This window comes from Escherichia sp. MOD1-EC6819 (genome assembly GCF_002965765.1).
GTDB classification, from domain to species: domain Bacteria; phylum Pseudomonadota; class Gammaproteobacteria; order Enterobacterales; family Enterobacteriaceae; genus Escherichia; species Escherichia ruysiae.
Genome location: NZ_PTRG01000016.1, coordinates 71,077 through 83,792 on the forward strand (window position 1 = coordinate 71,077; position 12,716 = coordinate 83,792).

At 56.5% G+C, this 12,716-nt stretch carries 18 protein-coding genes and 1 pseudogene; 2 read left to right on the top strand and 17 right to left on the bottom strand.

Features of this window, described 5'->3' with window-relative positions:
* Nucleotides 1-374: 374 nt before the first annotated feature.
* The 17 genes and pseudogenes from A7Z06_RS22480 to A7Z06_RS19790 form a co-directional block, all read right to left on the bottom strand.
* A pseudogene (locus tag A7Z06_RS22480) lies at nucleotides 375-947 on the bottom strand (phage tail protein); the annotation flags it as partial.
* A gap of 10 nt (nucleotides 948-957) precedes the next feature.
* Nucleotides 958-1,488 carry a phage tail protein I gene (locus A7Z06_RS19715; RefSeq protein ID WP_105279553.1) on the bottom strand — a complete coding sequence of 177 codons (531 nt, stop codon included), beginning with the start codon at nucleotides 1,486-1,488 and terminating at the stop codon, nucleotides 958-960.
* The gene (locus A7Z06_RS19720; protein WP_001121473.1) at nucleotides 1,481-2,389 is read right to left on the bottom strand and encodes a baseplate assembly protein; all 909 of its coding nucleotides are present in this window, start codon (nucleotides 2,387-2,389) and stop codon (nucleotides 1,481-1,483) included. Before A7Z06_RS19720 ends, A7Z06_RS19715 begins: the two co-directional genes overlap by 8 nt.
* A 4-nt stretch (nucleotides 2,390-2,393) precedes the next feature.
* Nucleotides 2,394-2,741: a GPW/gp25 family protein gene (locus tag A7Z06_RS19725; protein ID WP_000127163.1), complete on the bottom strand. Its 348-nt coding sequence runs from the start codon at nucleotides 2,739-2,741 to the stop codon at nucleotides 2,394-2,396.
* Nucleotides 2,738-3,373: a phage baseplate assembly protein V gene (locus tag A7Z06_RS19730; RefSeq protein WP_001093744.1), complete on the bottom strand. Its 636-nt coding sequence runs from the start codon at nucleotides 3,371-3,373 to the stop codon at nucleotides 2,738-2,740. Before A7Z06_RS19730 ends, A7Z06_RS19725 begins: the two co-directional genes overlap by 4 nt.
* A gap of 66 nt (nucleotides 3,374-3,439) precedes the next feature.
* Nucleotides 3,440-3,892: a phage virion morphogenesis protein gene (locus A7Z06_RS19735; protein WP_001001801.1), complete on the bottom strand. Its 453-nt coding sequence runs from the start codon at nucleotides 3,890-3,892 to the stop codon at nucleotides 3,440-3,442.
* Nucleotides 3,885-4,352 carry a phage tail protein gene (locus tag A7Z06_RS19740; RefSeq protein WP_000917169.1) on the bottom strand — a complete coding sequence of 156 codons (468 nt, stop codon included), beginning with the start codon at nucleotides 4,350-4,352 and terminating at the stop codon, nucleotides 3,885-3,887. The genes A7Z06_RS19735 and A7Z06_RS19740 overlap by 8 nt, the downstream gene beginning before the upstream one ends.
* Complete coding sequence (gene lysC / locus A7Z06_RS22155) at nucleotides 4,315-4,560, bottom strand: Rz1-like lysis system protein LysC (RefSeq protein WP_225103931.1); 246 nt, start codon at nucleotides 4,558-4,560, stop codon at nucleotides 4,315-4,317. The genes A7Z06_RS19740 and lysC overlap by 38 nt, the downstream gene beginning before the upstream one ends.
* On the bottom strand, nucleotides 4,460-4,885 hold the full coding sequence (gene lysB, locus A7Z06_RS19750; protein ID WP_050868991.1) for an Rz-like lysis system protein LysB: 426 nt from the start codon (nucleotides 4,883-4,885) through the stop codon (nucleotides 4,460-4,462). Before lysB ends, lysC begins: the two co-directional genes overlap by 101 nt.
* Entirely contained in the window at nucleotides 4,873-5,298 is a 426-nt protein-coding gene (locus tag A7Z06_RS19755) for a DNZ54_00345 family protein (protein ID WP_050868992.1), read from the bottom strand. Before A7Z06_RS19755 ends, lysB begins: the two co-directional genes overlap by 13 nt.
* A gap of 14 nt (nucleotides 5,299-5,312) precedes the next feature.
* On the bottom strand, nucleotides 5,313-5,810 hold the full coding sequence (locus A7Z06_RS19760) for a glycoside hydrolase family 24 protein (RefSeq protein ID WP_001530534.1): 498 nt from the start codon (nucleotides 5,808-5,810) through the stop codon (nucleotides 5,313-5,315).
* Entirely contained in the window at nucleotides 5,810-6,091 is a 282-nt protein-coding gene (locus tag A7Z06_RS19765; RefSeq protein ID WP_000123123.1) for a phage holin family protein, read from the bottom strand. The genes A7Z06_RS19760 and A7Z06_RS19765 overlap by 1 nt, the downstream gene beginning before the upstream one ends.
* A 3-nt stretch (nucleotides 6,092-6,094) precedes the next feature.
* The gene (locus A7Z06_RS19770) at nucleotides 6,095-6,298 is read right to left on the bottom strand and encodes a tail protein X (RefSeq protein ID WP_000846409.1); all 204 of its coding nucleotides are present in this window, start codon (nucleotides 6,296-6,298) and stop codon (nucleotides 6,095-6,097) included.
* Entirely contained in the window at nucleotides 6,298-6,807 is a 510-nt protein-coding gene (locus A7Z06_RS19775; protein ID WP_000988633.1) for a head completion/stabilization protein, read from the bottom strand. The genes A7Z06_RS19770 and A7Z06_RS19775 overlap by 1 nt, the downstream gene beginning before the upstream one ends.
* Before the next feature lie 99 nt (nucleotides 6,808-6,906).
* Nucleotides 6,907-7,650 (bottom strand): phage terminase small subunit, encoded by a 744-nt coding sequence (locus tag A7Z06_RS19780; RefSeq protein ID WP_000203434.1) that lies wholly within the window; start codon nucleotides 7,648-7,650, stop codon nucleotides 6,907-6,909.
* Nucleotides 7,651-7,653: 3 nt separating this feature from the next.
* Nucleotides 7,654-8,727 (bottom strand): phage major capsid protein, P2 family, encoded by a 1,074-nt coding sequence (locus tag A7Z06_RS19785; protein WP_063120434.1) that lies wholly within the window; start codon nucleotides 8,725-8,727, stop codon nucleotides 7,654-7,656.
* A gap of 58 nt (nucleotides 8,728-8,785) precedes the next feature.
* Nucleotides 8,786-9,640 carry a GPO family capsid scaffolding protein gene (locus A7Z06_RS19790; protein WP_078214773.1) on the bottom strand — a complete coding sequence of 285 codons (855 nt, stop codon included), beginning with the start codon at nucleotides 9,638-9,640 and terminating at the stop codon, nucleotides 8,786-8,788.
* Nucleotides 9,641-9,813: 173 nt separating this feature from the next.
* Here A7Z06_RS19790 and A7Z06_RS19795 point away from each other — a divergent pair, with 173 nt between their 5' ends.
* Nucleotides 9,814-11,586: a terminase ATPase subunit family protein gene (locus A7Z06_RS19795; protein WP_000156847.1), complete on the top strand. Its 1,773-nt coding sequence runs from the start codon at nucleotides 9,814-9,816 to the stop codon at nucleotides 11,584-11,586.
* A complete protein-coding gene (locus A7Z06_RS19800; protein ID WP_000038188.1) occupies nucleotides 11,586-12,620 on the top strand; it encodes a phage portal protein in 1,035 nt (344 codons plus the stop codon). Before A7Z06_RS19795 ends, A7Z06_RS19800 begins: the two co-directional genes overlap by 1 nt.
* Nucleotides 12,621-12,716: the final 96 nt, after the last annotated feature.

Genomic DNA, 12,716 nt, shown 5'->3' on the forward strand with positions numbered 1-12,716 from the left:
TTACCATTCCATGTTCCAATGAGTTTGCGGATATACAAATTTCCGTCACGTGTGGTATAGCGTTGCGTGCCTGCAAAATTGCCGCCAGCAAAAACCTCAAGCACACCGACAGCATTATCTTCCGGGAAATTTTTCTCCAGAGTTGCGTTGGTGGACGTTGCTTTAGACCAGATACCTGAATAAGCCTTAACAGGACCAAATGTATTCAGATCAGCATCAACCGGCATTTCGCCGCTGTTTTTCATAAACGTCAGGCTGGTAACGCCAACATTGTCCAGAAAAGCTGATTTATCCTGGATATCTGCACCATTCTGATTTTTCGCCAGACGTGAATTTGCGTTGTCATTTGCTGCCTTGACCGCTTTTGGCGTTGCCGCCAATGACTCACTGGTGCTGGTTGTTGCACTGCTTAACTGAGTAAAACCTTTTTCTGTCAGCGTGGCGTCAGGATGGCGGCGGGACTGCTCATGCTCTGCGATTTTGTCATCGACGTAATCCTGCGTCGCCATCACTGTGCTGGCATCAATACTCAGCTCAACGGACGCCACGTTGCTGAGAATAATAACCATGCGGCAGGTCTGCGCACGTCCGGAGCCTTCAGCCAGTTCTGGCTTATAGCTTTCTGCCATGTTGGATACCGCAATCAGTGTTCCGGCATCGTCATACAGACCAAGCTCACGCATCCAGAAGCCGCCCACTTCTGGCGGAACAACCAGTTCAGCCACGATATAGTTTTTATTCTTGTTATCCACACTGACTTTATTCAGGGCATGACGCCAGACTTCATGCACCAGTTTCGTCTGACCGGCATCCGGCACCGGCAATTGGCCATTACCGTCACCCACAGCCATTGCAGACAGGTTTACTTTTTTCCCGCCGGGGACAGTGGCGGCTGCCAGCTTCGCGGCTCCGGCAGTAGTGATAACGGTTTTAAATTTCGTGCTCATTGTTTCTCACTTATCCGGGATAAACAGTAATAACATCACCATCACAGACCACACCGCCTGTATACAGACAGCCGGGAATGTCCTGGATAATGTTCAGACCGATAAGGTGGCGACTTGCGGGTTTGGCATCGGCAATCAGCCGTTCCATTTCCAGATACATCTCCTCTGTGATACCGCTTTCCAGCACACCGATATCAAGGCGAAAGGTTCCGGCCGGGTCGTTTGTCTCCCACCATTCCTTTACGTTAATGAGATAGCCGAGCGGCTCCACCACACGCCGGATTGCGCCGACAGTGCCTTTATGACAGTGGATGAAATACGCATCGCGGATAACGGCGCGTTTTGTCGCTTCCGGCCACTTTTCATCCCACCTGTCGACCGAAAACGCCCACGCCAGCCACGGCAGCAGATTTGCCGGGCAGGTGTCCGGGTTCCACAGCTCACGAATACTGACCGGCGTTTTTTCAATTTCCGCACAGGCTTTTGCGGCGGCGACCTCAAGCGGTGATGAGCCGGTCGGCAGCAGGCGCGAATCACTCATCCGAGCCTCCGGTCACGACGCGGTATTCGGTACAGAAAGACGCCTGCGTATTGTTGAGCACGATGTCGGCCAGCGGTGCAGCCAGTTCGACACGCTGCACGCCTTCCACATGCAAAGCGGCATAAATGGCAGACAGACGGATGTCGCGCCCCAGCCGGTGCTGTGCCGTGATATACGCTTCCAGTTTTTTCACGGCGGCAGCGCGGATGGGTTCGCTTTCGGGACCAGGGTAAAGGTAAAGCGTGGCGTTTATCTGGTATTCAACAATGGCGGCAGACTGCACGGTCACGCGGTCGGCCACCGGCCTGACGTCCTCGCCATTCAGGGCGTTACGCACCACCGCCAGCAGGTCTTCGGATGCGACGCCGTTATTTTCACGTGACAGCACAGAGATGGTGACGCAGGCCGGAGAAGGACTGGTGACAGAGATATCCGCGACACGCCCGTCGGCACTGCGACCATGATACTGATAGGCTCCCACCGACCCGGCGACGCTTAAACCTTCAAACGCCTGCTGAATACGCAGACGATAATCGGTGTCAGATTCCATCACTGCCGGTGTCGGCGGGATGGTCGAATCATCTGCCGGGGTGATAATCAGGCGCGTGGTGTTGTAATTGGCACCAATCACATCAAGGTCGTTACCGGCGGCACAGGCCAGCATCACCGCCCGTGCGGCCTCATTCACACGCTGACGCCAGATAAGCTCACGATAAGCATTTTCCTCCAGCAGTTTGACGAGAGGCTCGGATTCCAGCGTCAGGGTACGGGCGACCGCCTCCTGCTGGTCTTCCGGGTAAAGGGAAATCAGTGTCGCCTTGCGTTCAGCGAGAATGGTTTCAAAGTCCAGCTCCTCGACCACATCCGGTGCGGGTAGCTGGTTCAGGTCGATAATCGGCATGGTTTCAACTCACAGGGATGGTTAACGAAAGTGGCTGGCCGGTGTCGTTGTGCTGGCCGGTTAGCGTAACTGTCATTCGCCCGTCAAAGCTGCGCGCCGTGGTGACGGATGACAGGGTGACGCGGGGTTCCCATTTCAGCACCGCCATGTAACAGGCGACCTTAATCTGCAACTCAAGCGCCGGGGTCTGCGGCTGGTCAATCATTGACGCCAGCAATGAGCCGTAATCACGACGCATCACCCGTGAGCCGACCGGCGTGCGCAGGATATCGCCGATACTCTGGCTGATATGCTCAAGGTCAGTGACAGTCAGGCCATCACTGCGATTCATTCCGAGATAACGTGCTGTCATAGAGGACTCCCGGTTGTGCCGCCGCTGTCGCCGGGGTGTTTATGGGTATGCAGTACCTTACCGTTTGATGAGAGTTCACCGCCGGTGTGTTCAATGTTGCCGCGCATCGTCCCGCCCTTCTGCACTTCCAGCGTGCCGGTAGTCAGCTTGTTTGTGCAGACCACCTCCGGCGTGTCCAGGGTGACACGGGTTGACGCTTTCACCGTGACCACCGGTACCGTGGCAGTAACAGAATCAGAAGCCGTCACGCTGGCCGTTTTAATTCCGCTTACCGTGAGTGCACTGGTTTCGGGTTCATACTCAATCACCGCCCCGTCAGAGAAACGGATATGCAGGGCATCAGCCGACGCAGACGGCGCAGGGTTATCGCCGGAATAAATCCCCGGCAGAACGAACGCCGTGTCGAGTTCACCGCCCACGGCCAGAATCAGCACCTGTTCCCCCACGGAAGGTGCCCACCATGTGCGCGAACGACCGGCGCGCTGGGTCAGCCACTGCAACCAGTCGGTGCACATGCCGCCGGTCTGCACACGGCAGCGACCGGCGTTAAGGTCGGTTTCGACGACAAGGCCGGTGCGGATCATGTTGCGCAGTGCGCGCGCGAGTTCCTGAATATTTGCGAGAGTGTTCATAACGGGAAGGATGCCGCCGGGTCATACCGGCGGCAATGTGACGATGAGGTGTCGGGAATGGCACAACTAACGGTCGAGGTGAGCCAGGATAATCTCTTCAATCATCTGCACATCCTCACCGGTAAAGCCGAGCAGAGGACGCGCCGGATAATCAATTTTCTTACCGTCTTTCCGGGTTTCTTCCGACAGACCGAACTGATGCACACTGGCGATTTTCGGCGACTTCCCGCCGTAAAATTCCATTGATGCCTGCTCCGGGCTGGCGCGGATATGCAAAAAACGACTGGTGATAAGTTTCGCAAACATTTTTCGCTTAACGCGACCGGTCTTTTTTCTGGCGCTCTGCTGCTGGCGTGGCGCATAGGGTGTGCCGTCCGGGGCTTTCTGTGTCATCACCCGACGCTGCTGACTCTGCCGCAGGCGTTTCGCCAGTTCGGCACTCAGTCGCCGACGCCCTGACGGTGACAGCGACTCAATAAGTCCGGTCAGCCGGTCTTCAAAACGCTTAAACTCATTCATCCCACTTGCTCACCAGTTCGCCATTGATATACAGCTCCATCGGGCGGGTAACCGGCTCCGGCGGCGGAGGTTCCGGGATATTCTTCACATGCAGCGCGCCGTCCACCTCACTGACCAGCGTGCGCTCGGTCAGCATCAGGCTGATGCTGATATCAAAGCTGCTGTCATTGTTGATGTCTGCATAAAACGTGAAGCCCTTTTTCTGGCCTGCGTCGGTGGTCATGATGTCGGGCTGATTTTCCCGCAGCCACGCCAGCACCGGCACGATGAGCAGGTCAAAATCACCGGTAAAGTCGGTCACAATGACATTGAGCGTGTAACGCTTTTCGAATGACAACGACGCCGCCAGTGTGGAGGCAATACTCCCGTTATCCACGAATATCCGCAGCATCTCGGGACTGGTTTTCAGCACCGTGACGGCATCAGTCAGCGCCCTGCGCAGGCTGTCGGGTTTGAGCATCGTTTTCGTCCTGACAGTGTTTAATCATTTTTACCTGGCTGGCACAGCGTGCCAGCGCGTTCTCAAGCTGCCGGATATCGGCACTTAAATCACCGTTCGTCTCCGGGTCACTGCCCGGCATCGGGCAAAGGCTCACTTTCGGGCAGGCGTTGTGGACAATCACTGGCGTCGGTGCAGGCCGGGCGCTGGTGCAACCGGCGCACAGCATCAGGCAGGCCAGCGCCGTACCAGCGGCGAAAATCTTCGTTTTCATTGAGTAACCTCGTGATGGTTTTCTCGCGCTGTGCTTCACGCTTCGCGGCGTTCTCCAGCTCCTGACGCAGTGCAACCTGCGCCAGCTCGTTTTTGTCTGCCCTGGTGAGCGCAACATGAAGCTGGTTTTTCAGCATGGTGATGGTCGTCTGCTGCCCGCTGGCGACATTGTTTGCCCTGTCCAGTGAGGTGCGCAGGCTGGCGTTTTTATGCTTCGCCAGAAACAGACCCGCCACCGCCAGCGATAACAACACAACCATCACAATCATCAGCTTTGACATGGTTCCCGCCCCTCAAAACGCTGACGGCAGGCCGTACGTATCAGCCGGAAGAACACCGATACCACGAGATAAATCAGCGCGGTAAAAATCCACCCGGCAGCGACCAGCGAGATAAACGTCGCCACCATCACTACCAGAGCCACCGCCCGTCTGCGCCACGGCACCGGCTGCAAAAACAGCGACGTGACAATCTTCACGGCCAGCGATTCCGGCGGCAGCCCCCGCCCGTAGCGTTCCAGTACATACTCTGTGGCATACACGCCGACACCGCCGGCAACCACACAGATAACCGTCGCCAGAATCGCCCAGGCGGCGACAAAATTGACGGCCACGCTCTGCGGGTAAATCAGGGACAGTGCCAGCATCAGCGCCAGCGACACGTTCAGCATCAGTGAAAGGGATAATTTCTTCATGGTGTTTACTCCGTTTAAGCCGGTACGCCGCCAGCGGTACGCCAGACGGTGACCAGTTTTTCCAGTGAATGCTCACGCTGACCGTAACCGGCTCCCGGCAGGGACGCCCAGATATTGCGACAGCGTGAAATGGCGCGCTCAATGCGTCCCGCCCGGATGTCATCCAGTGCACCGCGTTCGCGGATCAACTGAATGGCGAGTCTGTCCTGTGACAACGGACTGAAATCCGGCAGGGCAAGCTGTTTGCGGTAATGCGGCCAGAACAGGTAAAGCTGCTGATAGCGACCGGAGGCCGTGGATTTTTCACCGCGACGGTTAAACACCTTCGCCGGTCGGCCATGCGCGAACGGGTGGTCACTGTAGTCGGTGAAAATTTCCGGCTTTCCGTCCACTCCGGTGACTATCACGTCATAGCCCCGGTTTTTCGTCAGCGGATGGTTCGCCGTCCCTTCGGACACGGCCAGCATGTCGAGAAAGGCCGCGATATTCTGATGCGTGTTAATTACCGGCATTACGGTTTCCCCCTGCCCTTAAAACGGCGCTGAATGGCAATCTCAATCACCTGATAACCGGCGATACCCAGCATGGAGCCGATGCCGCACACCGCAGGCAGTGACAGGTCAGGAAACTGCACCAGAACAACACCGGCAACCATCGAGACAAAACCACCGAGCAACATGCGCCCGATAAACAGACGCGGGGTGATGGGTTCACCACCGGCAAGCACCTTGCCGACAACAATCAGCACCCCAATCATGAAAAGCGACAGGACGCTTTTTTCTTCTGCTGTCATGCGTTACTCCCACAGATTGACAGTTTCAGCCACGGGCGCGGTCTGAACGTCGGGCAGTTCGACGGCGGTGCCGTGCGGCAGCACCGCACCCAGTTCAGCCAGTCCCGGATTTGCGGCGAGCACAGTCTCGACCACGCCCTCAGTGCGCCCGTAATACCGGACACAAATGGCGTCGAGCGTGTCGCCCTGTAGCGCAAAGGTCTTCATCAGATTTGACTCACGATGCAGCGTGGCTTGTCCTGGATGCGCGCCACTGCCCAGCGCATATCCCGCCACAGTTCATCAATGGTGCTGTCAATGCTGTCGGCCTTCTTGTCGCCTTTCGCACTGGCATCCACGCCGCGATAACGCTCATAAAGCGACGCGGTCGCCATCGCACACACGGCGCGCTCGTAGTAAAAAACTTTGATACTTTCACCGTCGATGTCGTCCGCCGGAACGTCCGCCAGACGCGTAAAACCGGCGGCAATTTTCTGTTCGCGGTACTCGTACAGCTCCGCATTTGTTTCCGCCATGCCTGACTTGATGGCCTCACGCAGACGGGCGGGGGCGACGGTCTGCTCAAGGCGCATACGTTCCCGGACGCGCTTCGGGTCGATATCGGGAAAAAAGAACGTGTTTTTAATCACCGGCTCGTCGCCTGCCGGTTGCGGGATGACCACCGTACCCTCACCGGACACGGGAGCCTCCTTTCGCGGAATAATCAGCGTCATCATGACTACCTCTGAAAAGTCGGGCGGTGGACGCCGGTGCAGTGTCAGGTGATTCACCCTCACTGACCGGCGTGCCGCCCTGGCGCGGGGCGCATTCGGTTGTTAACTGGCTTTCTTTTTCGGGCGTCCACGTTTTGCCGGTGTCACGCTCCGGGTCTTACGCGGGGTACGGGTGGCCGCTTTTGGCTGCGGCTCCGGCTTCGGTTTCAGCTCCCGCTCCAGTCGTTCAATCTCTTTTTTGACGCCTGCCTGACAGTCGAGCTGTGTCGCACGTTGCAGATGCGCCAGCGCCCCTGCGGCATCACCAGCGTCACGCAGAAACAGACCGGTGATTTTGTGCAGCTTTGCGCGCACTTCATCAGGCATGTCAGCTGTGGCGGTCAGTTCAAGGGTGTCCGTCAGCAGGCGGGGATCCACAGACTCACCGGCAGCGTGGGCGCGCATGGCCGCGAGCGCGACCTCCTCGGTGAACATGTACGGCGGGGTACGGCGGTGTTTACCCGGCATGGTCAGACCGTACTTCAGGGCATAACGGGCAATCTCCAGCGCACCGGCAATATCGCCGGTATCCAGACGCCACAGCATGACCGTCATCAGAATGTCATCCTGTGCGCCTTTGCCCTGCTCCAGCACGCCGTTCACCCACGGCAACCAGAACGGCAGCAGTTCGCGCTTTTTCGCGGCCTTCAGCTCTTTTGAATAAATCGCTTTCAGTGTGCGCTGGTCTGCGGCCAGCTTGACCAGCATCTGCTCATAGACAGTTGCATGTCGCAGCGGGGCGGCTTCCCGCTGCGCGGTCATCGCTGCCGAGACCCGCATCATGTGGCGCTGTGCGGGACTCGTCATCGGTTACGCTCCCGGCTCTGCGGTCGCCTTAGCCGGTGTGGAGAAGTCACCGACCTTAATTTTTTCCACCAGACAACCGGCGGCGTAGTCTTCCACCACGTAATCAATGTTCATTGACTCGTAGTTCTCCACGCGATCAAGTTTCGGGTTTTCCTCAATCACGCGGCGATGGCTGTCATCCATGTAGTAGATGGACAGGTTTTCCAGCTTCGTGATGAGCATCGCATCCGCCGGGAAGTACGGAACACGTACCGCCGGCAGATTACCGATGCGTTTCTGGCTGATGATGACGTCAGCGGCCAGCATTTCGCTGTTGTCCTGCTCCTTGTTGACGATGGGGAAATACTTGTCTGCCAGTAGCTGACGTCCCACAATCACCACAAGGTCAGGGTCTTCCTGATACCACGGCTCAATCAGGTTGTTGGTCGCATCCATCACCAGTGCATCAAGGCTGGCATAATCACCGCCCTTGCCCACGCGGATAACCTCAGAGGTGGTGCGGCCTTCCTCGTCAGTGACCTTGCTCATCACGCGCGCCGGGGCTTCATTGCGGTATTTCTGCAGCCAGCCGACCGCCACATCCTGCAACATCGGATTGCTGCTGCGGTCAGAGGTTTCGGCACGCTTCACGCCGTTAAAACCGGCCATGATTAAATCAAGGGACTGGCGTTTGATAATGGCGTTACGGACACGGAGCTGGAAATCCTGATAACGCGCCCACAGGTCAAGCGTTTTGTAGCGGATATAAAAATCGAAGTTAATCTGGTCGCATTCGTACTTGTTTGACGCCAGCTTCGAGAAGTCCTTCGGCTGACGCTCGGTGCCACCGGCGGTGTCGGTGGTGCTGGCGATGGAGCCGGTGACACCAATACCAATTTTTTCCCCTTTCATTTCGCTGACCGGCACAATGTTGATGCGGGTCAGAAAGTCAGAGGACTCCTGCATGGTGTTCATCAGGGTCTGGGTGACCGACGGTTCAACGGTGAATTTTTTCGACACATCACCGGCGTCGATGCCGTTCAGTTCGGCAACACGGGACAGGTAGGCATTAAATTTAAAGCGGGTTTCCTGGCGCATAGTTTTTCCTGAAATTAAGGGTTAATCGTGAAGGTTTTCCCGGACTGACTGACGACGGTCAGCAGTTCGTCATCAGGGCATCACCGCCACCGCCGGTGGCCTTGCTGCGGCGCTGCTGGGTCAGACTTTCGGTGTGGTCGAGACTGTTTTTCAGGCGGCTGAATGCCTGGCTGGTTTCATCCGCCCTGTCAGTCACCTCCTGCTTAAGTGCAGAAAAGGCGGTTTCCATTTCTGCGATGCGCTGCTCAGTGGCGCTCAGTTTTTCCTGCACATGTTCAGCAACAGCGGTCACCGCTTCATGCACATCATTCAGGCGGGCGTCATCGCTGGCCTGTTTGCGGCCAAAAATGGATTTCACCTTTTCGGTCAGGGCGGTGAACACGGTTTCAGGCAGGTCTTCAAATTCCAGCTCAACAGGCGTTGCCACTGAAATCAGGTTTTCAGGGCTTAATTTGAAGCGGTTCAGGGGGTTGTGTTTTGCCGTGCGGCAGAATTCCAGGTATTCCGTGCCGAGGCTTGCCGGGTCATCGGTGACGGCCAGACCCACCAGATAACATTTGCCGGTGTTGGCAAAATTCGGCTGAATTTCCATTGAGGTATAGACCTTCTGCGCGGCCTTGTTCATCGCGATAAGGTCATCGGTCGGGGTGATTTTCGCAAACAGCGCCCATTTGCCTTTCAGCGCCGAATCGTCGTCAATCTTTTCGGCCTTCAGTTCGACCACATCGCCATAACGCTTAAAAATACCGTCAGGCAGGATGCCGCGCAGATGTTCCAGGTTAATGCGGCAACCATAGACTCGCGGGTCAAAGGTTTCGGCCATTTCCTGAATATCCTGCGCACTGATGACACGCCCGTCACAGGTGTCACCCTCAACACCGATACGAAAGAATTTTGAGACTTTTTTTGCCATTGTCAGGAGTCCTGAATAGTGATTAGAGGAGTCAAATGTCGGCATCAGTTTCCCGACGATGCGCATCCTCCGCCATCAGTCCCGGATGGCTTATCACTGACACAACAGCACCTTAGCGAATCGCGGGGCGCGACTCAGTAGCCTTGCCGTGTATTCATCACGGCGAGGTATTCATGACCATCACCACAGACACCACTCTTTTACACGACCCGCGTCGTCAGGCGGCGCTGCTGTACTGGCAGGGATTTTCCGTGCCGCAGATTGCCGCCATGTTGCAGATGAAACGCCCGACGGTGCAGAGCTGGAAACAGCGCGACGGCTGGGACAGTGTTGCCCCCATCAGCCGTGTCGAAATGAGTCTGGAAGCGCGGCTGACCCAGCTCATCATCAAACCGCAGAAAACCGGCGGTGACTTCAAGGAAATTGACCTGCTCGGACGCCAGATTGAACGACTGGCACGGGTAAACCGCTACAGCCAGACCGGCAACGAGGCAGACCTTAATCCGAACATCGCTAACCGCAACAAAGGCGGGCGTCGCAAACCGAAAAAGAATTTTTTCAGTGACGAGGCCATCGAAAAGCTGGAGCAGATTTTCTTTGAGCAGTCTTTCGAATATCAGTTGCACTGGTATCGCGCCGGGCTTGAGCACCGCATCCGCGATATCCTGAAATCCCGCCAGATTGGCGCGACGTTTTATTTTTCCCGCGAGGCGCTGCTGCGCGCCCTGAAAACCGGTCATAACCAGATTTTTCTGTCGGCCAGTAAAACGCAGGCGTATGTGTTCCGCGAATACATCATCGCCTTTGCCCGGCTGGTTGACGTTGACCTGACCGGTGACCCGATTGTCCTGGGCAATAACGGCGCAAAACTGATTTTTCTCGGCACCAACTCCAACACCGCACAGAGCCATAACGGCGACCTGTACGTCGATGAGATTTTCTGGATCCCGAATTTTCAGGTACTGCGTAAGGTGGCATCAGGTATGGCCTCACAGAGTCACCTGCGCTCGACCTATTTCTCCACCCCGTCCACACTGGCGCACGACGCCTACCCGTTCTGGTCGGGTGAACTGTTCAACCGGGGACGCGCCAGCGCCGCCGAACGCGTGGAAATCGACGTCAGTCATAATGCCCTTGCCGGTGGGCTTCTCTGTGCGGACGGCCAGTGGCGGCAGATTGTCACCATTGAGGATGCCCTGAAAGGCGGCTGCACGCTGTTCGACATTGAGCAGCTCAAACGTGAAAACAGCGCCGATGATTTTAAAAACCTGTTCATGTGTGAATTTGTTGACGACAAGGCGTCGGTGTTCCCGTTCGAGGAGCTGCAACGCTGCATGGTCGACACACTGGAAGAATGGGAAGACTACGCACCGTTTGCCGCCAATCCGTTCGGCTCCCGTCCGGTATGGATTGGTTACGACCCGTCACACCGTGGCGACAGCGCCGGATGCGTGGTGCTGGCACCGCCGGTGGTGGCCGGTGGCAAATTCAGAATACTTGAGCGTCACCAGTGGAAAGGCATGGACTTTGCCACTCAGGCGGAATCCATCCGCAAACTCACCGAAAAATACAACGTCGAATACATCGGTATTGATGCCACCGGCCTCGGTGTCGGCGTGTTCCAGCTCGTGCGCTCGTTCTATCCCGCCGCGCGCGATATCCGCTACACACCGGAAATGAAAACCGCAATGGTGCTCAAGGCAAAAGACGTTATCCGCCGTGGCTGTCTGGAATATGACGTCAGCGCCACCGACATCACCAGCTCGTTTATGGCTATCCGCAAGACCATGACCAGCAGCGGACGCAGTGCCACCTATGAGGCCAGCCGCAGCGAGGAAGCCAGCCACGCCGACCTCGCCTGGGCGACCATGCATGCCCTGTTAAATGAGCCACTCACCGCCGGTATCAGCACCCCGCTGACATCCACCATTCTGGAGTTTTACTGATGAGTAAGAAAAAAGGGAAAACACCGCAGCCAGCGGTGAAAACAATGACCGCCAGCGCCCCGAAAATGGAGGCATTCACCTTTGGTGAGCCGGTGCCGGTGCTCGACCGCCGTGACATTCTGGATTACGTCGAGTGCATCAGTAACGGCAGATGGTATGAGCCGCCGGTCAGCTTTACCGGTCTGGCAAAAAGCCTGCGTGCTGCCGTGCATCACAGCTCACCGATTTACGTCAAACGTAATATTCTGGCCTCAACGTTTATCCCGCACCCGTGGCTTTCTCAGCAGGATTTCAGCCGCTTTGTGCTGGATTTTCTGGTGTTCGGTAATGCGTTTCTGGAAAAGCGTTACAGCACCACCGGTAAGGTCATCAGACTGGAAACCTCACCGGCAAAATATACCCGCCGTGGTGTGGAGGAGGATGTTTACTGGTGGGTGCCGTCCTTCAACGAGCCGACAGCCTTCGCGCCCGGCTCCGTGTTTCACCTGCTGGAGCCGGATATTAATCAGGAGCTGTACGGCCTGCCGGAATATCTCAGCGCCCTTAACTCTGCCTGGCTGAATGAGTCGGCCACGCTGTTCCGCCGCAAGTATTACGAAAACGGCGCTCATGCCGGATATATCATGTACGTCACTGATGCCGTGCAGGATCGCAACGATATCGAAATGCTCCGCGAAAACATGGTGAAGTCGAAGGGCCGCAACAACTTTAAAAACCTGTTTCTCTATGCCCCACAGGGGAAAGCCGACGGCATTAAAATTATCCCGCTCAGTGAAGTGGCGACGAAGGACGATTTTTTTAATATCAAAAAAGCCAGCGCCGCTGACCTGCTGGACGCACACCGCATCCCCTTTCAGTTGATGGGTGGCAAGCCGGAGAACGTCGGGTCACTGGGCGATATTGAGAAAGTGGCAAAGGTCTTTGTCCGCAATGAGCTAATCCCGTTACAGGACAGGATTCGGGAAATAAACGGCTGGCTCGGTCAGGAGGTCATCCGCTTTAAAAACTACTCACTGGACACTGACAACGGCTGAACATCGCCGCCTGCGGGCGGCTTTTTTACAACCGGTTGTAAAAAAGCCGCCCGCAGGCGGCGATGTTCAGCCGTTGTCAGTGTCCAGTGAGTAGTT